Origin of the sequence: Variovorax humicola (assembly GCF_037889915.1) — a bacterium.
Classification (GTDB): domain Bacteria; phylum Pseudomonadota; class Gammaproteobacteria; order Burkholderiales; family Burkholderiaceae_C; genus Variovorax; species Variovorax humicola.
The window spans coordinates 123,297-147,385 of record NZ_JBBKZV010000014.1 but is presented as its reverse complement, the minus strand read 5'-3'; the positions used below and the strand labels follow the sequence as shown (position 1 = coordinate 147,385).

The window sequence follows — 24,089 nt, the reverse complement described above, 5'->3', positions numbered from 1 at the left end:
GGGTGGAGAAGAACGGCCCTTCGAAGTCGCTGCGGTGATGTTCGCAGGACATGCGAATTACCAGGATGTCGGGGCGTTGCCTGGCCAAGTGCAGCGCTACGTAGTCGATCGGGCTCTGGTGCAAATCGCGCCTCCGGTAGGCTGTGGCTTTTGAACTGAAGGCGGCTCTATGGCGCAGAGACTGCAAAGCATGGACGAACTGTTCAAGGGCCGGCACTTTGAGCGAGAGGTAATCGTCCTGTGCGTTCGCTGGTACCTGCGCTTCAAGCTGAGCCTGCGTGACCTGGTGGAAATGATGGCCGAGCGCGGCCTGGCCTTGGCCCACACGACGATCATGCGCTGGGTCCAGCGTTTCGTGCCCGAGTTCGAGAAGCGCTGGAATCGATTCGCTCGCAAGGCCGGTCGCTCATGGCGCGTCGACGAGACCTATGTGAAGATCCGCGGCAAGTGGACCTATCTCTATCGTGCCGTCGATCGAGATGGCCAGACAGTTGATTTTCGCTTGAGCGCCAACCGCGACGTGAAGGCGGCCAAGGCGTTCTTTCGCAAGGCGCTGGAGACGCAAGGGCGACCGCCGGTGAGCATCACGCTGGATGGCTATGCCGCCTCGCACCGAGCGGTGCGAGAGTTGCCCGCGCAGAGCTCACGCTGGAAAGACACGCGGCTGCGCTCGTCGAAGTACCTCAACAACATGATTGAGCAGGACCATCGAGGCGTGAAGTCACGCATCAACCCCATGCTCGGGTTCAAGGTCTTCGACCGTGCTGCGGTGACGATCGCCGGCGTCGAGTTGCTGCACCGAGTTCGCAAGGGTCAGTTCAATCTCGGTCGGCTGCATGTTCGAGGCCAGGCCGCGCCCGCGATCTGGAATGCTGTGCTTTCGGCATAACCTGCGCGCCCCCCCCCCGGAGACATCACTCGGCTACGCCAAAATTTTGCACCAGAGCCTCTGCAGACTTCTTGTGGGCGAAATCCGTGGCGAAGAACTTCCCGAGTTTCATGTGTTTCCTCCAACGCATCCGACGGTACCTGGACGCGCCCAACTCCAACGGGCATGTTAAAGCGTGCCAAGTTTGCGTCACCTTCACCCTTGCAGCAACAGAGATCGTGAATGGATCGAAGAAAAGATCGACTGGCTGATGCGATCCATTCTCGGGGTTGCCGTACATCCGGAATTCAATGGCGCATCGAGGGAGAAAGCCCCAACCGATTGTGGCGAAGCCGATGGCATCAACCAACGGAAAAGAGTAGGTGCAGGCGCGCCGGCCAAGGCGACTCGACCCGGGACAGCCGGGGCGTCAGGCCGGTTATTTCGTCTTCCTGACCGGCGACCGCCGTACACCGCCAATTTTGCGCATGTCCGTTAGCGCGGTGGCCAACAGAACGCGCGTGCTCTCGTGCGACTTCCTTTCTTCACCCAGCTGACGTTCAAGGTCGTCCAGCCGCTGTGCCAGAGCCGCACCTTCTGTCTGCGCCTGTGCCAGCAGGCTTGCCTGCAGGGTGAGCTGATCGCGAAGCTCGCGCTCGACCTGCTGGGCGGCCTGCTGCGTCTCGCGCAGCATCCGGCGGCCGGCCTCCAGCGTCTGGGCCGCGGCTTCTTCACTTCGCAGGCGCTGCTGCTGTTCCCTGGCCAGTCCGATTTCCAGCTGTTTCGAGGCCTGGCGCGCACGGTCGACTTCCTCAAACGCGTGGCGTTCCTGGGCTTCGTGACGCTGTCGCTCCTCGACAAAGTCCTTGTCGCGGGCGGCCAGCGCCGCCGCCTGCTCCTGCCGCAGCACTTCCTTGCTGGCGTGCGCCTCCTGGAGGAGGGCGTTCAGCCGGGCGATCTCCTGCGCCGACGCGGCCCGCAACCCTGCGATCTCGGCCGTCTGTTCGGCCAGTTGTCGCTCCAGCGTCTCGCGCGCCTGCTGCGAGGAGGCCAAGGCGGCGCCCAGGCTCGCGCGAGCTTGCTCAAAGGCGGCTTCACGCTGCGCCAGATCGGCCTGGCCAACCGCCAGCACATTGCCCGCTTCATCGAGGGCCGCTCGGGCGCCTTCGAGTTCCTGCCGCTGAACATCATCGGCCTCGCGCCGCGCCGTCTCCCAGAGCAGCCGAGTGGCGTTCCGCACCGACACCGGCACACCGTCCGCATCATTACCGGCGGCGAGGTTGGCCGACGGATTCGTCCCGCCGGCAATCCGTTGCCCCAGCGACCCAAACCATTTCTCGAGCATCGGACTCACGGTGTTCGGCGAGCCGCGCCCGATCTTCAGCCGTACGCGCTCGATCGTGGGCCTTAAACCTTCGGCGAGGAGCGCATCCGCGGCCCGAAACACGTCTTCTTCCTGAATCCCGCGTCGAAACTGTTGAATCTCAGCCATCTGTGGACCTCCAACGGACCTCGAACTTTCCGGCGACGACCGCCCTCTTCCCTGGATTTTTTACCATCGATAAGGGCAGGTTATCGTGACCTATCGGTGTATGATGTCACAAATCATACGTCATACATATGAAAAAATGTGGTTCCAGCCGTTCCTTTGCGTTTTCACAAGCAATCCGTTGGCTTGTTGGGTTGGGATCGGCCCCCTGCGGCGCGGGTCGCTCGCTCAAAAAAGCCCGAGGCACGAAAGGGATCCGCGAGGCATCAGCAACCCGGGGGCCCAGATCCGGGGCCGCGCCCGCGTGGGACGCGCTGGTGACGGCGGCAGGAAGCCATGCACCGCCAAATTCGTAGATAGGCTGTCTGGAGCCGCCCCTCACATCCATGAAAAATCCATGAAAACCGAAACTTCGCACCCTCCGCTCGTGAACACGGCGCAATGGCGCCCCATGCTGGAGCCGGCGCGGCTCACGCAAACCGCGGAGGCTGCGGCCCGGGCGCTCCTGCGCGAAGGCGAATCCGCGAACACGCGCGCGTCGTACGCCTCGGCCATGCGCTACTGGTGCGCCTGGTACGCGGCGCGCTACGGCCAGGCCCTGGCGCTTCCGGTGCCCGTGCCCGTCGTGATCCAGTTCATCGTTGACCACGCAGCGCGCAAGGCCGATGTGGACGAGGCCGGTGAAGGCAACGGTAACGGCAACGGCAAAACGAAATCCAAACTCGTGCATGAACTGCCGCCAGAGATCGACCAGGCGCTCGTGGCCAACGGGTACAAGGCAAAGCTGGGGGTGCCGGCGCTCAACACGCTGGTGCATCGCGTGGCGGTGCTTTCGAAAGCGCATCAGCTGGCGAAGGAAAACAATCCGTGCGGCGATGCCCTGGTGCGGGAACTGCTGGGCCGCACGCGCCGTGCCTACGCGCAACGTGGCGCGCGCGCGCACAAGCAGCGCGCGCTGACAAAAGATCCGCTGCAGGCGGTGCTGGCGACCTGTGATGACACCCTGCGCGGCAAGCGCGATCGCGCGCTGCTCCTGTTTGCGTGGGCTTCGGGCGGGCGGCGTCGCTCCGAAGTGGCGGGGGCGACCTTTGAAAACCTGCGGCGGGTCAATCCCCATGCCTCTGCGATCGCCTACGTTTACACCCTGGGGCACTCCAAGACGAACCAGACCGGCGCCGAACGCCCGGAAGACGTGAAGCCGCTCGTGGGCAGCGCTGCGCTGGCGATGCAGGCCTGGCTGGCTGCCAGCGGGATCCAGGAAGGCGCCCTCTTCCGCCGCATCCGCAAGGGCGGGCATCTGGGCGAGCCCCTGGCACCCGCGGCGGTGCGCGACATCGTCAAGGAGCGGTGTGCGCTCGCCGGGGTCGAGGGGGATTTTTCTGCGCACTCGCTGCGGGCGGGCTTTGTGACGGAGGCCGGACGACAGGCCATGTCGCTGCCCGAAACCATGGCGATGACGGGGCACCACAGCGTCACGACCGTGATGGGCTACTTTCGCGCCGAGAGCTCACTGGGCAGCAAGGCGAGCCGGATGCTTGACGACGAGTGACAGGCAGTGTGCGCCCGGGTCGCGCTGGTCGCGAACGTCACTGCCTGTTGGCGTTTTCTGAGCGCTCCCCGGGATCCAAGGCGCATCATCGGGAAGCACCGAGCGACCCCGAGATGGCAAGCTGATGACCGTGCCCATCACCCCTCCCGATCTGCTCGAGCTAAGCTCAAATGAGTCTCCTGCAGGATCTGATCGACAAACTCCTTCGTGAACCATGGCGTGCGGCCTGGCCCAGGCAGCTTCATCCTGTACCGGGCAATGTCCTGACCCCAAACAGCACGCTGCGTACAGCCAACATCAATTCCCCACTGGTACTCGCCCAAGAGAGAAACAGTCGCCAGCCTGTGCAATAGGTCTTGGATGCACGCGACGTCATACCCGGCGCAACGCCACGTCTTCGCGTCGTTGCGACGCAGGACGCGCCAGTAAGGAGGAGGCCAAAGACACAAGTATTCGGCCTCCTCCTGGTCGGTCTTTCCTTTCCAGTTCTGGCTGCCAGGAGCCGACAGATCCAGGCCGATGGCATGGGCTGTCTGGACCACGCACAAGCCGAACAAGTCGAGCGCCACCTGAGGCTCGACCAAGTAATCAAGCTGCGCCAACAGATCCACGGCGTGGACTCGCTGGTGGTGTTGGTGTGCGTAGAAGATGGCGGCAAACGACGCACGCCAGCGCGCAAATGCAAAGCAGCAGGCGCACACGCCCTGGCGGGATGACCGCGAGACATTGTGGCGCTGCGTCGCGCTTATCCAGCAGGGCTCCATCATGCCGCGTTCGACCCGTCGCAGAGTCATCGATGGAGGATGTCGATGTCCGCAGTGCCTGCGAACCCATCTTGCAAGATAGCGTCCGATGGCCCGCACGGTCCGCTTGGACAACTCAAACGCTTCTGCCGCATTCGATGCGTCGATCTGCAAGCGCTCGCAGTCGTGCATCTGGAACTGCAACCACTGCCCATCCGCTGCGACGCCGAGCCGCTCGCGTGCGCGCGTCCCGGCCAGCAGGACTTGCAGGTGAGCGGCAGCGGGATACGGGTATTCACTCGCGAGGCCTTGAAAATGTCGGCGATACGGGCAACGCAAGGGTGGCCGTCGAGCTCGCTTCGCGACGGGTTCACCAGGTAGATGTCCCTCGGCTTCGGCCCTGCGCGCCCAGTTGTTCGACCTGCTGGCACAAGGCAGCACCGACCGACGCGGCATGATGGAGGACGCGCTGGTGCCCATCGCATATGCGGACCTTCTCATGCCGGTGCGCATAGGTGGGTACACGGATTTCTTCGCATCGGTGCACCATGCGACCAACGCCGGGCGCCTGTTCCGTCCTGACCAGCCGCTGCTTCCCAACTACAAGTACGTGCCGGTCGGCTACAACGGCCGCGCAGCCAGCGTGCAACTGGCCCACGCCCCGGTTCACCGGCCGCGCGGCCAGGTGCGCCGACCGGGCAGCGATGCGCCGGACTACCTGCCCTGCGAAAGACTGGACTACGAGGTCGAACTTGGCCTCTTCGTCGGACGCGGCTCCTCGTCCGGCCAACCCATTGCAGTCGACGGCGCCTGGGACCACCTGTTCGGCATGTGCCTGCTGAACGACTGGTCGGCACGCGACGTCCAGGCATGGGAAGCCCAACCGCTCGGGCCGTTCCTTGCCAAGAGTTTTGCCACGGGCATTTCACCCTGGATCGTGACCGCCGAAGCGCTTGCCTGTGGTCCGCAAAAATTCCGTCCGTCGTCTCACCTGTCTCACCGATGAATGGTTGGCTCGGACCGAACACCGTGGCACGATGAGGCCATGGTGATGCTCGTGCAGATCGTGCTCCGCCTGATTGAAGACGCCTTGCGGTGGCTGGTGCTGCTGGCGCGCTCGGATGAGTCCGTCCGCGCCGAGAATCTTGTGCTGCGACGCCAACTGGCCATGTTCGTCGAGCGGGGTATCCAGCCTCGTCGCGTGGATGCCGCAACCCGAGTCAGTCTGGCCGTTCTGACGCGTCTGTTCTACTGGCGCAACGCGGTGGTGATCGTGAAACCGGCCACGATCGTGCGCTGGCATCGCGCTGGATGGAGGCTCTTGTGGCGGATGAAGTCGCGGCCGGGTCGTCCGCCGATCCCTGGGGAACTACGCCTGCTGATTCGGCGGATGGGACAGGAGAACCCGCTGTGGGGCGAAGAGCGCATTGCCAACGAGTTGCTACTCAAGCTGGGCGTGCGGGTCTCGCCGCGGACGGTCCGCAAGTACCTGCCGAAGCGACCTCCCGGTCAGCCTCGCGGCGATGAACGCTGGTCGACATTCCTGAAGAACCACGCGAAGGCGATTCTGGCGTGCGACTTCTTCGTGACCGTCACCGCGACGTTTCGACTGCTCTACGTGTTCGTCGTCATCGAGCACGGTAGCCGCCGACTGATGCACGTGAACGTCACCGCGCATCCGAGCGCGGCCTGGACGCTGCAGCAGATGAGAGAAGTGATCGCGGACACCAACGGCTACGGGTATCTGCTTCATGACCGGGACAGCATCTTTGCAAAACACCTGGACGATTCGATCCGGGCGTTGGGCCTCGCAGTCTTGCGCTTCCCGTTCGCAAGTCCGAAGGCGAACTCCATCTGTGAGCGGGTCATCGGAACGATTCGTCGCGAGTGCCTGGACTGGGTGATCCCTCTATCGGAGCCGCACTTGAGATCGATCCTCCACGAGTGGGTCTCGCACTACAACGGTGGACGCCCTCACAGCGCATTGGGACCGGGCGTGCCGGGCCCTCCTCGTGGCTCGGTGCGGCGACCGAAAGCCGAAGCTCGGCATCGATGGGTGCCGGGCGCGCGTGTGCGCGCACAGCCCGTGCTGGGTGGATTGCACCACGAGTATTCGTTGGCTCAGTTGGCGGCGCCCTTGTAGCCGCTATCCGAGGTCCGACGAACCGTCTCCGAGGTCTGCCGAACGCCCAAGTCAGCTGATAGAGGCGAGATTTTGCGGAGCACAAGTGATCCCCTTCGGACCAGCTTCGGCATAGACGATCAGCGTGTTTGCATCGCCACCGTTTGTGATCCACATCTTCGAGCCATTCAGCACGTAGCGATCGCCCTTCCTGTCGGCGCGCAGCTTCATGCTCACGACGTCCGACCCGGCGTTCGGCTCGCTCATCGCCAGGGCGCCGACGTGTTCACCGGAGACCAGCTTGGGGAGGTACTTCTCCTTCTGGGCCGCAGAGCCATTGCGGTGCATCTGGTTCACGCACAGATTCGAATGCGCCCCGTACGAAAGGCCGACGGAGGCCGATGCGCGCGACACTTCCTCCAACGCGACCATGTGCGCCAGGTAGCCCAAATTGGTGCCGCCGTACTCCCGTGCAGTCCAAGATCGCCAAGCTTTTTCCAGAGGTCGGCGGGAAAGTGGTTGTCGTGGTCGATCGCTGCGGCGCGCGGCGCGATTTCACCGGCGGCGAAGCTCTGCACCGTGTCGCGCAACATCTCGATGGTTTCGCCGAGCGGGAAATGAAGGCCTGGAAGTTAGGTCATTGATTTCTCCTGGGAAGGTGAATTTTGCGGGGCTAGGCAGCGTTGCGAACCACTGCGGGATTGACAGAGTTGCTGAACGCAGCCAACAAACGCTGCTGCTGCTTGGCGGCAGCCGCGTGGTTGCGTTCCTTGACATGGCCGAAGCCACGGACGCTTTGCGGAAGGCGGGCGATCTCGATCGCCGTTGCGAGGTGCTCGGGCGTCAGCTCATTGGCGACTCGGCGCGCCAGTTCGATGAACTCGCCGATCGCGGCGCGCTCGTCACGCCGCTCCTGCGTGTAGCCAAAAACGTCGAGCGCTGTGCCACGCAGACCCTTGGCCTTGGCGAGCCAGCGGTAGACGGTCTTGATCCATGGACCATAGGGCCGCTTGACCAGACGCCCCTGCGCATCGCGCTTGGCGAGCAGCGGCGGCGCCAGGTGGAAGCGCAACTTGAAGTCGCCCTCGAACTGCCCGTTGATGCGATCGAAGAAGCCAGTCTCCATGTACAGGCGCGCGACCTCGTACTCGTCCTTGTAGGCCATCAGCTTGTACAGACTGGCGCCGACTTCGCGGGCCAACTTGTCGCTGCCTGTGCGCTGCTTCTCGGTGGCGGCCACCTCGCGAACCATGGCCTCGTAGCGCTTCGCATAGGCCTCGCTCTGATAGGCTGTCAAGCGCCGTACGCGGTCGGCTACGAGCGCTTCCAACGGCATCGTCCTGGGCGGCATCATGACCACGGTCCCACCTTTGTCCAACCCGGCCGCAACGCGCACCTTTGCAAGGTCGAGCGCGGCCTGCCGGCCCCAGGCAAAGGCAGCCTTGTTCATCGGGATCGCGGCGCCGTTCAGTTCGATCGCGCGCTGCAAGGCTGACTCGCCCAGGGGAATCCATCCACGCTGCCAGGCATAGCCGAGGACGAACACGTTGGTGGCGACGGCATCGCCCATGAGCGCAGTCGCAATGGCCGTCGCGTTGAGCGAATCGCAGGCGGCGGCGCTCTCGCGAACACGTTCGAGCATGGCTTCAGGCGATGTTTGCCAATCAGGGTTCTGCGTGAAGGCCCCAGTCGGGGCGACGTCAGTGTTCATCACAGCGCGGGTGCGTCGGGCGTCCATCGCGCCGAGCGCCTCCTTGCCCGCGCCGACCATCAGGTCGCAACCCAGGACGAGATCCGCTTGTCTCGCGGCGACGCGCGCCGCATGCAGCCCCTCTGGAGTCGCAGCCAGACGAACATGCGACATGACGGCTCCGCCCTTCTGCGCCAAGCCCGCCATGTCGAGCACCAGGACGCCCTTTCCTTCCAAGTGCGCGGCCATGCCCATCAACGCACCGATGGTGACCACGCCGGTTCCCCCGACGCCGGTGATGATGACGTTGCACGGCTGTTCCAGCCTCGGAAGCAGGGGCATGGGCAGGTTCTCTGGGGCCGCCGCCTTGGCCTTGGCTGGCTTGCGCAGCGCACCGCCTTCGACCGTCACGAAGCTCGGGCAGAAGCCCTTCACGCACGAGTAGTCCTTGTTGCACGAACTCTGATCGATGACCCGCTTGCGCCCGAGCGGGGTCTCCAGGGGAAGGATCGAAACGCAGTTGCTCTGCACGCCGCAATCGCCGCAACCTTCACAGACCTCCTCGTTGATCACCACCCGTTTCGGCGGATCGACGAGCTCCTTCTTCTTTCGCCTGCGGCGCTTCTCCGCGGCGCAAACCTGGGCGTACACAATGACGGACACACCCTTCTTGCTGCGCAGCTCGAGCTGTAGGGCCTCCATGCCGTCGCGATGGCTGATCGACACATACTCCGGCATTCCAGTCATGCCCCGATAGAGGTCGGGTTCATCGCTGACGAGATGGATCGTCTCCACGCCTTCTGCCCAGACCTGCTGAACAATCTGCGGCACGGTCGGGGAGCCTTCCACCGGTTGACCCCCGGTCATCGCGACGGCGTCGTTGACCAAGATCTTGTAGGTGATGTTGACGCCGGCCGCCTTCGCTGCCCGAATCGCCAGCGAGCCCGAATGCATGTAGGTGCCATCGCCCAAGTTGGCGAAGATGTGCTCGGTCCCGGTGAACGGTGCTTGGCCGATCCAGGACACACCCTCCCCCCCCATCTGGGTGAAGGTTTCGGTGCGCCGGTCCATCCACTGGGCCATATAGTGACAGCCGATCCCCGCCACCGCCCTTGAACCCTCGGGCACCTTCGTGCTGGTGTTGTGCGGACAGCCGGAACAGAAAAATGGCAGGCGCTGCTGGGTACCCGGGTCAATGCGTGTGAAACCATCGGCCGCCTTGCACTCGACAAGGTAGTCACGGGCACGGTCAGTGAGGGTCTGGGCGCCCAGCACCTTGGCGATCCGTGAGGCAATCACGTTTGCGATCGACGCAGGTGTGAGTTCGCCGTTCGGCGACAGCAAGATGCCCGCATTCGGAACTTGAACCCATTCCCCGGTCTCGTCGTACTTGCCGACGACACGAGGCCGGGCCGCTGGCTGCGCGTTATACAGCTGCTCCTTGAGCTGGTACTCGATGATCTGGCGCTTTTCCTCGACGACGAGGATCTCTTCGAGACCGTCGGCGAACTCACGGATGCACTGCGGCTCGAGCGGCCATGACACCCCGATCTTGAGCAAGCGCAGGCCAATGGCCTTCGCCCCGGGCTCATCGATCCCCATCATCGCCAAGGCTTCGCGCACGTCCAAGTAGCTCTTGCCGGTGGTCACGATGCCAAGCTTGGCGACGGGAGCATTCCAGTCCTGCCGGTTCAGTCGGTTGAGGCGCACGTACTCCAGCAAGGCGTAGAGGCGTTCTCGCTGGAGCCGATTCTCCTGCTCCAGGGGTGGGTCCGGCCAGCGCAAATGGAAGCCGTCTGCGGGAATTGGATAGCCGTCGGGAATCTTGATGTCGACCGCCAGGGGATCGATCTCGAACGACGAGGACGACTCGATGGTGTCGCTGATCGACTTGAAGCCCACCCAGCAGCCGGAGTAGCGCGACATCGCGTAGCCATGGAGGCCGAATTCGATGAACTCGCGCACGCCCGACGGATTGAGCACCGGGATCATGGCGGCGATGAAGGCATGCTCGCTTTGGTGCGGGAGGCTCGACGACTTGCACGAATGGTCGTCACCAGCGATCAGCAGCACACCACCGTGCTTCGAACAGCCGGCGATGTTGCCGTGCTTGAACACATCGCCGCTGCGATCGACACCAGGGCCCTTGCCGTACCAGAGCGCGAACACGCCGTCGACATTGGCGTTCGGATCCAGATTGACCATCTGGGAACCCCAGACGGATGTTGCGGCCAACTCCTCGTTGAGGCCGGGGTTGAACTTGATCTGATGGGCATCCAGGTGCTTGCGGGCCTTCCAGAGCTCCTGATCGACGGCGCCAAGCGGCGACCCACGGTAGCCCGATACGAAACCGCCCGTGTTGAGTCCAGCCGCCGCATCGCGCTGCTTTTGCGCAAGCAGCATGCGCACCAGTGCCTGAGTGCCGGTCATGTAGACCCGCCCACTTGCCTTTAGGTACTTGTCGTCGAGGGAGACCTGGCTTTCGTTGCCATGCTCGATGGAGCCGAACTGCCCGGCCGTTGCGCTCGGCACTGCGTCCGTCGCGCCGCGGCCGGACATGGCCGGTGCGACATTGACATCGGGTGCTTTCGAGGTCGTTGGATTCATGGGAACTCCTGGGGCGTCGAACTAGTAGGAAAGCGTGGAAATCATGATCAGTAGACGAATTCTTGACGCCCGCGCCTTCGATGTAAAACTCATATAGTTGTTATCTAATATTGATGAAATCGATGGTTAGGACATGACGATTCGCTTCACGCTGCGCCAACTTCAGTACTTCGTGACCGTTGCCAGGACCGGGCAGATTTCCTCAGCGGCCGCCGAGTCGAACGTCACTCAGTCGACGATGACGGCGGCGATCGCCGAACTGGAAAAGGCCCTCGACACCCTGCTGTTCGAACGGGCCCGCACTGGCGTGACGCTGACCTACCATGGCCACCTTTTTCTGCAACACGCGACGGCAGTACTTGAAGCGGCTGCGGATGCCGCCCGCCATCCTTTTCGGGAACGCAGCGGCGTGGCCGGCACCATCGAGCTGGCGGCGAGCTACACCGTGCTCGGGTACTTCCTCCTGCCTCACATCGCCAAGTTTCAGAAGCAGAATCCCGGAGTCCGTGTCATTCCGGTCGAGCGCGATCGCTCCCAGATCGAGAGCACCGTCGGCACCGGCGAAACAGAACTTGCGGTGGCCCTGATTTCCAACCTGATCGAGCCCAAGCGCTTCCATCGGCATGCCTTGGCTCGGTCGCGCAGGCAGTTGTGGGTTGCGGACGGTCATCCGCTGGCCGACACCCCCCAGGTCTCGTTGCAAGACGTCGCGCCCTTCCCCTATATCCTTCCAATGGTCGATGAAGGCGAACTGTCTGCCTTGCGGTATTGGTCGGATGCCGGCATCAAGCCGTCCTGCTTGTTGCGCACGTCTTCCATGGAAGCGGTACGCGAGATGGTTGCGCTCGGCCTCGGCGTCACGATCCTGTCCGACATGGTATTCCGCCCGTGGTCTTTGGACGGACGACGCATCAGGACGGTGCCCTTGGCCAGCCCGATCCCGCCAATGGAGGTCGGCTTGATATGGCTCAAGGGACGCAAGCTTGATCCGATTGCCGATGCCTTCAGAAAGTATCTCGAGGTTTCGGTTCGGCAGCATGGGGGCGCCTGATTCTCAATCTGTCACGACGCCAGGGACTCGACGATGGCATCGCCCATTTCCGAGGTCGATACGACGCGCGTTCCCGCACCGGCGGACATTTCTGCCGTTCGAAAGCCCCGTGCGAAAACGTCGGCGATGGCGGCTTCGATTCGCTCGGCCAAGTCGACTCGATCAAGCGAATGGCGCAACATCAGCGCAGCAGCGCGAACACAGGCGATAGGGTTCGCCCGGCCGGTTCCGGCGATGTCAAGCGCAGTGCCGTGCCCGGCCTCGCAGATTCCTTTCGGACTATCGCCGAGCATGGCCGAACCTGCCATCGCGATGGACCCTGTGAGGGTCGATGCCGCGTCGGCGATCAAGTCGCCAAAGAGGTTTCCTGTGAGGATGACATCAAAATCCGTCGGACGCGAGACCAGCTGCATGAGTGTGTTGTCCGCATAGAGATGCGTCAGCGATACATCGGGGTAACCCTGCGCGACCTCACCGACGATCTCCCGCCAAAGCCCGGAGGTCTCGAGCACATTGGACTTGTCGACGCTCGCGACCCGACCGCGGCGCTGACGGGACGCCTCGAAGGCAACACGTGCCACCCGGCGCACCTCACCCTCGGCGTAGCGCATGGTGTCAAAGCCTTCGCGGTCACCCGCAAAGGGGCCGTCAGGCGCGCGGCGACGCCCCCGCGGCTGTCCGGTGTAGACGTCGCCATTCAGTTCCCGAACCACGAGCAGATCCATACCCGCCACGCGTTCGGGGCGAAGAGGCGAAAGCCCGGACAACTCGTTCGGTACGGTGACATGCTTGAGATAGGCGTAAAGGCCGAGCTCTCGCCGAAGGCCAAGAATCGCATGCTCAGGCCGCAAGGTGCGATCAAGATGATCAAAACGCGGATCGCCCACCGCTCCGAATAGCACAGCGTCGGCTTGGCGCACGAGGTCAAGGGTCGCTTCCGGCAATGGTTGGCCCGATGCTTCGTAAGCCACGCCACCCACCGCTCCCTCACAGGCCTCGAACTGAAAATCGTAGGGCTTGAGGGCATTCAAGACCTTGCGCGCCTCGGCCACGATCTCGGGGCCGATGCCCTCGCCCGGCAAAAACACGATCTTTGAAGGCATCGTCAGTCCAAAGTCGCTCCGGACTGCTTGACCAGCTTCTGATGCTTTGCCAACTCGGTCTGGAAGAACGCCGGTGCCGCCTCCGGCCCTGTGTTCATCGCCATCAAGCCCTGGCCTTCAAGGGCCCGCTGGACCTCCGGGGACGCCATGGACGTCTTCACCGCGGCGTAGTAGTTGTCCACGATCGCCTTTGGCAGTCCCGCCGGTCCGACCATGGAGATCCACGCATCGAAGCTGTATTTCGGCACGCCGGCTTGCGCCATCGTCGGAACATCGGGCAGCGCGGGGGAGCGTACCGTCGTCGAGACGGCAAGGGCGCGCAATTGGCCGGCCTTGATCTGAGGCGCCACCTGCGAAATCGAGACGAAGCCAAGCTGGACCTGGCCGCCGATCAAATCGGTGAGCAAGGGCCCGGTTCCGCGATAGGGGACGTGCTTGATGTCGATGCCTGTTTCGCTGCGCAGAAGTTCAGCAGCGAGATGCAGCGTGCTGCCGTTGCCGGCAGAGCCGTAGTTCAACGTCCCCGGCTTGGCTTTTGCGAGGGCGATCAGTTCTTTGACATCTTTGGCCGGCACCGACGGATGCACGACCAGCACCAGCGGGACGGTCGCAATCACCGCGATGGGGGTGATGTCCTTCAGGCTGTCATAGGGCACCGACTTGTAGATGCCAGGATTGATCACGTGGTTCGAAGAAATCATTCCGAGCGTCAATCCGTCCTTAGGCGCCTTCACGAGCTGCGCAGTCCCCGGAATGCCGCCGGCTCCCACCACGTTTTCCACGATGACCGGATGTCCGGTGGTCTTGCCAAAACTGGGCGTCAGGGCCCGCGCCACGGCATCGACCGTAGATCCAGCCGCCAATGGCACGATGATGCGAATTGGTTTGTCCGACTGAGCCCAGGTGGTCATCGGAGCGATGAACAGCGCGGCGCTGAGCAATGATGTCGCCGTGCGGCGAGAAACGAGGCGGAAATGCATGAAGCAGGTCTCCTGGGCTTAGTTCAAGGGGTCAATTTGCTGTGGCGCTGCTGTAGTTCTTCGAACGACAACAGTTCGCCGGCAATGGCACTTGCAGCCACGGTCGGCGGGCTTGCGAGCCAAACCTGACCGGGACCGCCCCGGCCGGGGAAATTGCGATTGATGGCGCTCACAGTGACTTGCTCCTTGGCGATCGATCCACCCGGCCCGCAGTTGCCGCAGGCCCCGCAGGAAGGCTGCAGCATGCGAGCCCCGACCTTGTCGAACGCGTCCATGTAGCCGGCGCTCACGCAATGGTCGCGCACCGCTGTGGTTCCGAACTGCAAGTACAGTTGCACACCAGGCGCCAACTTGAGCCCTCGATCGGCCGCCCAACGCAACACCTCGTGGTAGTGGTCGAAGTCTTCACGCTTGCCCGCAGTGCAGGAACCGCCGTAGGCGATGTCGATCCGCACGCGATCGGCAATCGCTGTGAGCGGGAGCCCGTTTCCGGGGTCACCCGGTGTAGCCACCATCGGAGGCACCACTGCGCAATCGACGTAAAGGGCCTGCGCATACTTCGCCTCTGGATCGCTCCGCATCCAAGGCTCAACTTCGAAGTCGACACCGCGCCGCTCGCGCAAGAATCGCACGGTCTCCGCGTCGGGCGCTACGATGCCGGTGAAGCCGCCAAGCTCGGCCGTCATGTTGGTCAAGGTGGCACGCTCGTCCGTGGAAAACTGCGCGATGGCTTCGCCGCAGAACTCGAACACCTTGCCCAGCCCTGCCCCGCCGCGAATCGCGGGTAGCGCCAGGAGGTGCAGGACCACATCCTTTGCGGTCACACCGGCCGGAACGCGTCCGTTCAACACCACGCGAAGCGACTGCGGCACGGTCAGCCGCACTGCCCCGGTCATGAAGGCGTTCGACATGTCGGTGGTCCCGACGCCGAACGCGACACAGCCGAGCGCGCCGCTGTGCGGGGTGTGCGAGTCCGTCCCTACGATCAACTGACCGGGCAGCGCGTATTGCTCGGCCATCATCGCATGCGAAATGCCGGCCACATTGCTGCCGTCGTCACCCGCCGCTTCAGCCTCGGTCAGGGTGCGGTGCGATCGCAGCCCGTAGCGCGAGGCAAACTCACGTTGCGCTTCCACCATGCGATGGACGTTCGGAACGAGTCCGCCGCGCACGTGCGCCGGGCTTTCCTCCACATAGGAGGTGTGGTCTTCAAACACGACGATCGAAGCCGGGTCGTGAAGCGTCAAAGGCTCTCCGAACGTAGCGTGCAGCATGTGTGCGGCCATGCCGGTGTAGTACTCATGGATGAAGCGCCAGTCGGCCCGCACGAAGGCGCCGTCGCCGGCCGCCGGGTGCGCCGCCGTGGGCTCGGTAGCGAGTGCGTGACGAGCGATGATCTTCTCGAACAGCGTGCGCGGGCGGCCATCATCGAGCGCCGCGACCTTCTCGATCTTTCGCATGAACTGCTGTCCGAAGCGCAGCAGGCCACCGCTCCTCAGAATCGCCGCCGCCAGGGCGTCGCGATCCGCAACCAAGTCGTCGAGCGGAATCGATTCACCGGCCTGGATGCGTTCCACCAATCCGAAATCGGTCGATGTGAAAAGGCCGATGTTGTCCGCGTTCTGGCGGTAGATTCTTTCGAAGCTGTCGGCTATCACAAGCCGCACGCCCGCCAACTTCTCGGCAGCAGGGCTGTGCTCACGCGAAGAGCCCTTGCCATATCGCTTCCCTGCCACGACGACTTCGACGCCAGCCGACCGAATCGCATCGGTACCGATCGGCGCCACGCCGCCTGCTCTAAACCCGGTGTACGGGTAGCGGCCGAGCTTGTCATCGTAGTGTGTGAGGATCGGCAGCGGCGTAATCTCGTCGGTCGAAACGTCGTCGCGCAAGGGCGATGCCTGCGACCACGTGACGTCCTCGCCCCGCACGACCCGCCCAACCTGGTCAGGCGATTGCGAAAGGAAAAGGATGCGCGGGGCGAACGTCAGATTCGCAGGGCTGTCGGCTGGCAAGGGTGCTGGCATGGCCCAATCATTGCGTCCTTCGAACGCAGTGTTAAGCGTTCAGATGGCAGAGGGGATCACGCAAACCGCGTGATCGGCATTTACCCTAAATCCCGGTTCATCAGGCCTGGCCCGCCAATGCGCGGATCGGCGCAAGGGTCGCTTCGGGAACATCGATACCCAAGCTCCGCGCTTTGGCCTCAAGGTCAAAGCGCCGGTACCCCGGTACGCGCACGCCTACATCTACGAGCATCGACTCCATCAATGCCTCCACCCGTGCGAAGTAAATGGCTGATCCCGCCATTGACGACGGATCGATCACAATGAACGCTTGGCCCAGCTTGGGCTGATTGCCTTCCTTCACAAAGAAGGAATCCGCTTCCGCGCCGAACTGCGCACCGGTGAGCGACGTGACCAACAGTTCGACAATCAAGGCCAGCATCGCGCCCTTGGAACCGCCCGCCGGAAGCATGGAGCCTTCCAGCCCCTTGGCGGGGTCCGTGGTCGGATTGCCGTCAGCGTCGAGTGCCCAACCCAAAGGAATTGCTTCTCCTTTCTTGGCAGCCACCATCAACTTGCCGCGCGCGACCTCGGAGAGCGAGAGATCGACGGTCACCGCCCTGGCGCCCTCGCGTGGGAACACCGCTGCAATCGGGTTGGTACCGAAAAGGGCGCGCTTGCCTCCGGCCGCGGGCATCGCGGCCGGCGAGTTACCGAAAGCCAGCCCGACCAGGCCCGCGGCCGCCACTGCCTCGAGGTGATATGCAGCGGCACCGAAATGGTGGCTGTTGGTGACGGCGCTGATGGCAACGCCGCACGTCCTGGCACGCGAAATGGCTTCGCGAACGGCAAGTTCGCAGGCGGCGAAGGCGAAGCCGTCGCCCGCGTCGACCAGCACGGCGCCAGCCCGCTCGGCCTGAATGCGAGGGAGGGCGTTGCCGACGACGCGGCCTGCCTCCATATGGCCGGCGTACATCGGCACGCGAGAGAGGCCATGCGAGGCCAGCCCCTGCGCTTCCGCGGCCACCAGAGCGCGCGCCGTCGGCGCGGCCTGTGCGGCAGACGCGCCCGCCTTTTCCAACGCGCGCTGAGTCAGGGCTTGTAGTTCTTGCAGGCTCTTCAGCGACATCTTCAGGCTCCCACGACGCTGGCCACTTCAGCCGCGATCATTGTGGACACCCGCGTATTGGCCTCGGCGGTCACGCCGGCCACGTGGGGCGTAAGGATCACGTTCGGACACCCAATCCACGGGTTGTCGGCCCCGAGCGGCTCGGGATCGAATACGTCGAATGCCGCTCCACCCAGCGCACCCGACTTGATCGCAGCAGCGATCGCGCCTTCGTCCGCAATGCCACCACGCGCTGAATTGATGACGATGGCACCTTTTTTCATGCTTGCTATTCGCTCGGCGGACAACAGATTTTTGGTTTCGGGGGTCAAGGGCACATGGAGGCTGACTGCATCCGACTGCGCCAGCAGGTCGTTCAGGCTCGCGTTCTTGACGCCGGTCAAAGTCCACACCTTGTCGTCGTCACGCAGCATCGGGTCGTACGCAACCACTTGCATGCCCAAGTTCTGCGCGAGACGCGCAGTGAGTCGCCCAATGCCGCCAAAGCCGATCAGGCCCAGCGTCTTGCCTGCTGTCTCGCGACCATTGGAGAGTTGCCCACGGGGCCATGCCCCGCTGGCCACCTCGTTGCCGGATTGATACACGCCGCGCAGCAGCATCATGCAAGTGCCGACCACATACTCGGCAACGGCCACCGAATTTGCCCCCGTCGCCGGGATGACCTTCATGCCTCGTGCCTCGCAGGCCGCGACGTCAATGTTGTCCAGACCGACGCCCAAGCGCCCTAGCACAACCGCCTTCTTGCAGGCGTCGAGCAACGCTCCTCGCACCTGCGTGCGATTGCGCACCACGATCGCGTCGGCGTTCACGACTTCGGTTAGGAGTCGCGCCTCGTCGTCGACCAGCTTCGGGTCATAGACAACGTTGAACTGCTTGCGCAGCGACTCGACTGCTGGGAGATCCATGAACTCGGTGATGACGATTTTTTTCATAACAGACCAGAAATTAGGGTGCGCAGCAAGCGCCGCAGGAGGAGCCACACGCGTCTCTTGCTCCTTGTCAGGAAGGCTGAAAGCGGGGCGGCAGGTGCGCGTGAAGACATTGGGAGAATCCGGCTGCAAACGTCGCTCAATCGGCGTGGATACCGCGCGCCTTGATGATCTCGCGCCAGCGGGCGATGTCCTTTTCGATCACTCGGCCAAATTCGACAGGACCCAGGCCCGTGGGCGTGAAACCCATGCCCGTCATCCGGCTGCTGACATCCGGCAGCTTCACAGCCTTGATGGCATCGGCTGAAACCTTGTCCACAATTGCCCCGGGCGTGCCCGCTGGCATCATCAGCCCTGTCCAGTTCTCGAGTTCCATGCCGGTCAATCCGGCTTCCGCAAAGGTGGGAACGTCTGGCAGCAACGCGTGCCGCTGGGCCGAAGTAACGGCCAGCGCGCGAAGTTTGCCGGCCTTGATGTAAGTTGCGGCCTCCGGCAGGTTCGCCACGATGAAATCGAGTTGGCGGCCCAGCAGATCGTTGATCGAGGGCGCGCCTCCCTTGTAGGGCACGTGCTGTGCGCTGATCTTGCCGTTGAGCACGAGCAATTCCAGCCCGAGGTGTGGCGGCGTTCCGTTTCCCGATGATCCTCCGTTAAGGGACTTCCCTTTCGCGTTGACCAGGAACTCGGCAAGTGTATTTGCCGGGTTCTCGGCGTTGACCACCAGCACCAAGGGGCTATTGGCCAGATGGGCCACCGGCGTCAGATCCTTCGTCAGGCTGTAGGTCAAGTTCGTGAAAAGCGACTGGTTGACCGCATGCGTGAGCGTGATGGCCAGCCATGTATAGCCATCCGGCGCCGACTTGGCCGCAAGCTCGGCTCCCAGGTTGGCGTTGGCGCCCGGCTTGTTGTCCACAACCACCGGCTGCGCGAGCAACTGGCTTGTCTTCTGGCCGATCTGGCGCGCAATGACATCAGTGAGACCACCCGCAGGGAACGGAACGATATAGCGCACCGCTTTGTTGGGGTAGTCGGCCTGGCCCAAGGCCCGCATCGGGAGCGCAGCAAGACCTGCCGCGCCAGCGAAGACCGCCAGCGCGTGTCGACGAGTATTCATCCAACTCTCCAAATGAAGAAGGCAAACCAAAGCTGCGCAACGCACCCTCGACCACCGGGCCCGCTGCGCGGCGCCGATCGGGTCAGGCGCTCTCGAAGAGCCTCGTCATGACGAATTCACGGTGACCGAGTGCCTCGGCGGCAGTGAAGCGCCCGTTGACGGTGCGCAGCATCATTTCGAGCAGTTGGTCACCCGTCTGGTCCATGGTGCGCTCGCGCTGCAGCAAGCCCGAGCAGTCGACATCCACGTGCTCGCTCATGGTTCGCACGGTGCGAGGATTGGCACAGATTTTGATGACGGGCACGATCGCATTGCCAATCACGTTGCCCTGCCCGGTCGGGAAAAAGTGCACCACGAAACCCGATGCAGCGCACAGAGTGACCATCTCCGCGGCGGCAGATGACGAATCCATGAACCAGAGGCCCGGGTGCGTCGGACGCTCGGCCTTGTCCAGCACGCCGTCGACGGTGCACTTGCGGCCGATCTTCTGGATGTTGCCCAGAGCCTTCTCCTCGATGGTGGTCAGTCCGCCCGCAATGTTGCCCTTGGTCGGCTGCGACTCGGACAGGTCCGTCGTCTTGTTGCGCTGAATCATGTCCTGATAGCGATCGAACATCTTCATGAAGTCCGCACGGACCCTGTCGTTGGCGCAGCGAGCAGCCACGATCTGCTCGCCACCAGTCAGTTCGGATGTCTCACCAAACACCAACGTGGTGCCGAGCGCGTGCAACTTGTCGAACGCGTCGCCCACCGTGGGATTCGCACCGCAACCCGACGTGGTGTCGGATTCGCCGCATTTGGTCGACACCCAGAGGTCGGCGATGGGGCATTCGACGCGCTGGATTTCGCTGGCATGCTGAACGTACTCCCTGGCAGCTTTGGAGGCCTTCATGATGGTCTCGTGGTCGCCATGGCCTTCGATGCCGAAGCCCACTACCGGCTTGCCTGTGGTTGCGATGCCGTCGACCACTTTTTGTGTCCAGCCGTCTTCGATGCCAATGACCACGACAGCAGCCACGTTGGGATTGCAGCCCGCACCAATGAGAGTTGCAAAGTGCAAATCGAGGTCGGCGCCGAATTGCAGACGACCGTAAGGATGCGGAATGGCCATCGCGCCCTTTACGTTGTGCGCGACGGCTTCGGCGGCAGCGTTGGAAAGGTCATCCAGCGGCAGGATGACGACGTAGTTGCGCACGCCGACGCGTCCATTTTCGCGGCGATAGCCCCAGAAGGTGGTGTCTTTTTCGATGATTGGCATGGGAGTTCCTTGAATTGGTTCGGGCGACTTACCAGCGCTTGGTTTTGATGTTCTGCACGTGGGCGTGCTCGCCGGTCTTGATCGCAGCGATCACCTTGCCGATGTCGGTCCCGTACTTGATGACCGTATCGCCGACCGCGAGGTCTTTCATGGCGACCTTGTGGCCCAAGGGAATGTCGGACTTGCAAGGAATCTGGATCGTGCGGTCCTCGTCCAGGATCAACGCCGTAAGCGTCTCTCCGGCCTTGACGCCTTCAGTGACAACAACCGCAACGCTGTCGTCCGGATCGTGCAATACGCAATGAATCATGGGTTCTCCTTCAGGGGTGGGGTGGGTGGGACGGCGCTTACATCAACCATATCATCTATATGACCAAGTTGACTACGTGTTTTCCCTGGATGAAAGTTGAGGCCATCGGTTGGCATGAATCCGGGGCGGGTTTTCGCGCGCATGTCGTCGAAGCGAAAATCAGGGCACCAGCACAATCTTTGCTGCCGCCGCGCGGCCAAGATCCAGGTCCTCGAAGGTGCGCGGTCCATCGGCAAGCGGCCGCTGCTCCAACTACGACAGATCGCCAAACATCGCGCCGTGAAGTGCAGCGACGGTTGCGCGCAGATCTGCCGTTGTGTAGGTGTAGGTGCCCAGCAAGGTGATCTCGGCGAGCGTGAGCTTGCGCATATCGATCTCGCTGGCCCAGTCCTGCAACCCGACGTGCATGACGACACCGCCGGGCTTGATGGCCGTCAGCGATTGTTCCCGCGTGATGCGCGCTCCCACCGCGTCCAGAACGAAGTCGAAATGACTTTCGGCAGGTGCCTCTTGACGGGGGTCCAGCACATCGCAACCGATGTGGACCTGCAGGGCACTTCGACGCAGGACGTTGGGCTCGCTCATGGTCAGGTGGCGCACGCCAAGCCGTTTCAGCAGCAAGCCGGACAGCATGCCGATCGCGCCGCCGCCGACCACCAGAGCCGAGCACACATGCAACGGACGCTGCAGCACGCGGATCACAGGTTGACGGCGTGCCAGGCGGTGGCCGCCGGCTCCGTCAGCGCGGCTGCCAGGTCCGACATGTCCTGCGGCATGGCGATGAGAGGCTGCGGGAATGCTCATGTACTCGGCATAGGCGCCCGGCCGGGTCATGCCGACCATGGTACGGGCGCTGCACAGGTTGTTTCGGCCCTGGACGCAGTATTCGCAAACGCCGCACGTGATGAGCGGATTGCCCTGTGAAGCGCGTGCCGCGCTCGAAGCCCGGAGCGGCTGACTCGGTTACGGTTCCCACGAACTCTGCCCTAATACCAGTCCAGGTTTTCGACGCGGATCGTGACCGTGCCAGGCGTGCATGTCCGAGCCGCAAATGCCGACGGCATCTATCTTGAGCACCACCTCTCCCGGCGCCAACTCCGGATAGGGTCGTTCCTGCATCTGCAGCTCTTTGGGTTGGGTATAGACAAGTGCCTTCATAGTGACCATCCTCGGTTTGAAATTTCTTTCAGCGGGCGGTAAAGCCGCCGTCGACAATGAGCGTCTGGCCGGTGGGCGTGGAGGTGCCGAAGGACCTTTCAGTGGTGGGCTTCGACGACCTCGAGATGGCTCGTCATCTGCATCCTGCGCTCACCACGATGCGCGTGCCGACGGAAGCGATGTGGTCCACGGCGGCGGACCGCTTGCTCGGCACATTGGCCGGCGAAACGCCACCCCGCAACACGGAGGTCGAGGTCGCGCTGGTCGTGCGGGAATCGACCGGACCGGCACCGAGAGCCTGACCATTTCAGCAATCAAGCAATAGCGCTTTCCATTCGTCTGCCACGCCCGGTCCAGCCGCGCAAACCTCTTGCGATTGCATCCACGGGAGACCGTCGAGCGTGAATATGCAGCCGCCGGCCTCTCGTATCAGCAAGACGCCAGCTGCGGCATCCCACGGCCCCATGCCACGCTGCCAAAAGCAATCGACGCGACCGGCCGCAAGATAGGCCAACTCCAACGCCATGCTCCCTGCGCGGCGAACGCCGGCGAGCGCGCGCACGACAGTGCCAAATCGCGCAAGGTAGCTGCCCATGAACGCTGCATCCGGCTTTGGAAACACAGTGGCGGCGAGCGCCTGGCCGAGGTCAACCGTGGCTGACACTGACAATGGCCGCCCATTCAAGACGGCGCCCTGGCCGAGCGCCCCGCTGAACAACTCGCCACGGCATGGATCTGCAATGCAACCGACCACCGGTTCACCATGATCCAACAGGGCGATTGCAACGCTGTACTGCGGATAGCCGCGAGTGAAATTGACTGTCCCGTCGATCGGGTCGGCCACCCAAAGCAATTCGTCGCCGGAACCGCGGCGGCGCCTGGCAGACGGATGGCTGAAGCCGCCCTCCTCGCCGAGGAACGAATGCGTCGGGAACGCCTTTGCAATCCGCTCGCGGATGTGATCCTCGATGCGCGCGTCAAGCTCAGTCGACCAATCACCGGGACTCTTGATGCGCGCGCTCGGCCGCCGCTCTGTAGCTGCCGTCAGCATGGCCGTTGCTTCTTGCGCCAGTGCTTCCGCGAAAGCACGCGCGGCGCCTACGAATTCAGTCATGCGGTTGGCTGTGCGCCGGAGACGTAATCGAACTCTCGTGAATCCACGATCGACACCCGAAATTCGGCCGGCTTGTTGTCGAAGGTCAGCGCCAGACGCTCGATGCGAAGTACTGGCTCACCCCGGCGGAGACCCAGCAGCCGCGCGCTGCTTTCACCAGCAGCTTCCGCTCGAACGCGCTCCTCTGTACCCACGATTGTCAGTCCAAAGTCGCTTTGGTAAAGCTCATATACGGTGCCTGTCCGTTGCTCGAACGCGCGCTTGTTGAGCCCCGGGAACAGCGAAGTGGCAATCACGATCTGGTCGTGGATCACCGGTCGCCCCTTGAGCGACAAGATGTTCTCTATTCGAAAGACAGGCTGCGCACCATGCAACGCAAGCGCATTGGCCTCCTCCAACGAAGCACGGGATTTCGAAAACGAATGGAGTCGAACCTCTGGAAACTCACGCGTGCCGTCCCGGGCGGCGATCTTGAAGAACTGGAACATGAATCGATCACGATCCAGGCGCCCGACAAATGTGCCGCGCCCTTGCTGCCGCACCAATATGTTGTCGGCCACCAATTCATCGACGGCACGGCGTACCGTGCCGATCGACACCTCGAAGCGTTTCGCAAGGTCGCTTTCATTGGGCAGAGCGCCCCCGGGCGGAACAGTTCCCGACTGAATATCCGCGATGAGTCGCTTCTTGACTTCGCGATAGAGCAAGGAAACGCCCGACCGCCCCGATAGCGACGTGCTAGACATTTGGTGATACCCATTGGGTTGCTTTGCATTCATCGTTTGCCGCGATCGCTCGCGGCAGAAGTATGACGAGCTTGACGTAGTTCAAAAAGTTCTCCTGTGAGTGGGCAAAGCTTCAAGCACATC

The 24,089-nt window shown here is 63.0% G+C and carries 21 protein-coding genes and 2 pseudogenes; 6 read left to right on the top strand and 17 right to left on the bottom strand.

Annotated features, from left to right (window positions below):
- The first annotated feature begins 181 nt into the window (after positions 1–181).
- Complete coding sequence (locus tag WKW80_RS21490; RefSeq protein WP_340365603.1) at positions 182–889, top strand: IS6 family transposase; 708 nt, start codon at positions 182–184, stop codon at positions 887–889.
- A 25-nt stretch (positions 890–914) separates the two neighbouring features.
- On the opposite strand, the gene WKW80_RS21485 is transcribed toward WKW80_RS21490, so the two are convergent.
- Together WKW80_RS21485 and WKW80_RS21480 are read right to left on the bottom strand one after the other, a co-directional pair.
- Complete coding sequence (locus WKW80_RS21485) at positions 915–1,238, bottom strand: hypothetical protein (RefSeq protein ID WP_340365595.1); 324 nt, start codon at positions 1,236–1,238, stop codon at positions 915–917.
- Between the two features lie 69 nt (positions 1,239–1,307).
- Positions 1,308–2,360, bottom strand: coding sequence for a DNA-binding protein (locus tag WKW80_RS21480; RefSeq protein ID WP_340365594.1), 1,053 nt, complete (start codon positions 2,358–2,360; stop codon positions 1,308–1,310).
- Positions 2,361–2,754: 394 nt separating this feature from the next.
- On the opposite strand from WKW80_RS21480, the gene WKW80_RS21475 reads away from it, so the two are divergent.
- The gene (locus WKW80_RS21475) at positions 2,755–3,906 is read left to right on the top strand and encodes a site-specific integrase (protein WP_422822936.1); all 1,152 of its coding nucleotides are present in this window, start codon (positions 2,755–2,757) and stop codon (positions 3,904–3,906) included.
- 137 nt (positions 3,907–4,043) lie between these two features.
- On the opposite strand, the gene WKW80_RS21470 is transcribed toward WKW80_RS21475, so the two are convergent.
- The gene (locus tag WKW80_RS21470) at positions 4,044–4,853 is read right to left on the bottom strand and encodes a hypothetical protein (protein ID WP_340365593.1); all 810 of its coding nucleotides are present in this window, start codon (positions 4,851–4,853) and stop codon (positions 4,044–4,046) included.
- 208 nt (positions 4,854–5,061) lie between these two features.
- On the opposite strand from WKW80_RS21470, the gene WKW80_RS21465 reads away from it, so the two are divergent.
- Together WKW80_RS21465 and WKW80_RS21460 are read left to right on the top strand one after the other, a co-directional pair.
- Complete coding sequence (locus WKW80_RS21465; protein ID WP_340365592.1) at positions 5,062–5,655, top strand: fumarylacetoacetate hydrolase family protein; 594 nt, start codon at positions 5,062–5,064, stop codon at positions 5,653–5,655.
- A 39-nt stretch (positions 5,656–5,694) separates the two neighbouring features.
- The gene (locus tag WKW80_RS21460; protein ID WP_340365591.1) at positions 5,695–6,792 is read left to right on the top strand and encodes an integrase core domain-containing protein; all 1,098 of its coding nucleotides are present in this window, start codon (positions 5,695–5,697) and stop codon (positions 6,790–6,792) included.
- Between the two features lie 84 nt (positions 6,793–6,876).
- On the opposite strand, the pseudogene WKW80_RS21455 reads toward WKW80_RS21460, so the two are convergent.
- Both WKW80_RS21455 and WKW80_RS21450 read right to left on the bottom strand, forming a co-directional pair.
- A pseudogene (locus WKW80_RS21455) lies at positions 6,877–7,364 on the bottom strand (acyl-CoA dehydrogenase family protein); the annotation flags it as partial.
- 80 nt (positions 7,365–7,444) lie between these two features.
- On the bottom strand, positions 7,445–11,020 hold the full coding sequence (locus tag WKW80_RS21450; protein ID WP_422822939.1) for an indolepyruvate ferredoxin oxidoreductase family protein: 3,576 nt from the start codon (positions 11,018–11,020) through the stop codon (positions 7,445–7,447).
- 181 nt (positions 11,021–11,201) lie between these two features.
- Between WKW80_RS21450 and WKW80_RS21445 the strand changes: the two genes are divergently transcribed.
- A complete protein-coding gene (locus tag WKW80_RS21445; RefSeq protein WP_340365590.1) occupies positions 11,202–12,119 on the top strand; it encodes a LysR family transcriptional regulator in 918 nt (305 codons plus the stop codon).
- 11 nt (positions 12,120–12,130) lie between these two features.
- Here WKW80_RS21445 and leuB read toward each other — a convergent pair whose 3' ends face one another.
- The 10 genes and pseudogenes from leuB to WKW80_RS21395 form a co-directional block, all read right to left on the bottom strand.
- Entirely contained in the window at positions 12,131–13,222 is a 1,092-nt protein-coding gene (gene leuB / locus WKW80_RS21440) for a 3-isopropylmalate dehydrogenase (RefSeq protein WP_340365589.1), read from the bottom strand.
- A 2-nt stretch (positions 13,223–13,224) separates the two neighbouring features.
- A complete protein-coding gene (locus WKW80_RS21435) occupies positions 13,225–14,133 on the bottom strand; it encodes a tripartite tricarboxylate transporter substrate binding protein (protein ID WP_422822938.1) in 909 nt (302 codons plus the stop codon).
- A 92-nt stretch (positions 14,134–14,225) separates the two neighbouring features.
- Positions 14,226–16,229 carry an aconitase family protein gene (locus WKW80_RS21430; protein ID WP_340365587.1) on the bottom strand — a complete coding sequence of 668 codons (2,004 nt, stop codon included), beginning with the start codon at positions 16,227–16,229 and terminating at the stop codon, positions 14,226–14,228.
- A gap of 100 nt (positions 16,230–16,329) precedes the next feature.
- Positions 16,330–17,337 (bottom strand): Ldh family oxidoreductase, encoded by a 1,008-nt coding sequence (locus WKW80_RS21425; RefSeq protein ID WP_340365586.1) that lies wholly within the window; start codon positions 17,335–17,337, stop codon positions 16,330–16,332.
- Between the two features lie 2 nt (positions 17,338–17,339).
- A complete protein-coding gene (locus tag WKW80_RS21420; RefSeq protein WP_340365600.1) occupies positions 17,340–18,269 on the bottom strand; it encodes a hydroxyacid dehydrogenase in 930 nt (309 codons plus the stop codon).
- Between the two features lie 136 nt (positions 18,270–18,405).
- Positions 18,406–19,317, bottom strand: a complete 912-nt coding sequence (locus WKW80_RS21415) for a Bug family tripartite tricarboxylate transporter substrate binding protein (RefSeq protein ID WP_340365585.1) — start codon at positions 19,315–19,317, stop codon at positions 18,406–18,408.
- Positions 19,318–19,462: 145 nt separating this feature from the next.
- Positions 19,463–20,638: a UxaA family hydrolase gene (locus WKW80_RS21410; protein ID WP_340365584.1), complete on the bottom strand. Its 1,176-nt coding sequence runs from the start codon at positions 20,636–20,638 to the stop codon at positions 19,463–19,465.
- Positions 20,639–20,666: 28 nt separating this feature from the next.
- Positions 20,667–20,948 (bottom strand): UxaA family hydrolase, encoded by a 282-nt coding sequence (locus tag WKW80_RS21405; protein WP_340365583.1) that lies wholly within the window; start codon positions 20,946–20,948, stop codon positions 20,667–20,669.
- 252 nt (positions 20,949–21,200) lie between these two features.
- The gene (locus WKW80_RS21400; protein ID WP_340365599.1) at positions 21,201–21,533 is read right to left on the bottom strand and encodes a zinc-binding dehydrogenase; all 333 of its coding nucleotides are present in this window, start codon (positions 21,531–21,533) and stop codon (positions 21,201–21,203) included.
- 213 nt (positions 21,534–21,746) lie between these two features.
- Positions 21,747–22,067: pseudogene (locus WKW80_RS21395) on the bottom strand (alcohol dehydrogenase catalytic domain-containing protein); the annotation flags it as partial.
- 95 nt (positions 22,068–22,162) lie between these two features.
- On the opposite strand from WKW80_RS21395, the gene WKW80_RS21390 reads away from it, so the two are divergent.
- On the top strand, positions 22,163–22,408 hold the full coding sequence (locus tag WKW80_RS21390; protein ID WP_340365582.1) for a substrate-binding domain-containing protein: 246 nt from the start codon (positions 22,163–22,165) through the stop codon (positions 22,406–22,408).
- A gap of 5 nt (positions 22,409–22,413) precedes the next feature.
- Here WKW80_RS21390 and WKW80_RS21385 read toward each other — a convergent pair whose 3' ends face one another.
- A complete protein-coding gene (locus WKW80_RS21385; protein WP_340365581.1) occupies positions 22,414–23,220 on the bottom strand; it encodes an inositol monophosphatase family protein in 807 nt (268 codons plus the stop codon).
- Positions 23,217–23,966 carry a GntR family transcriptional regulator gene (locus WKW80_RS21380; RefSeq protein WP_340365580.1) on the bottom strand — a complete coding sequence of 250 codons (750 nt, stop codon included), beginning with the start codon at positions 23,964–23,966 and terminating at the stop codon, positions 23,217–23,219. The genes WKW80_RS21385 and WKW80_RS21380 overlap by 4 nt, the downstream gene beginning before the upstream one ends.
- Positions 23,967–24,089: the final 123 nt, after the last annotated feature.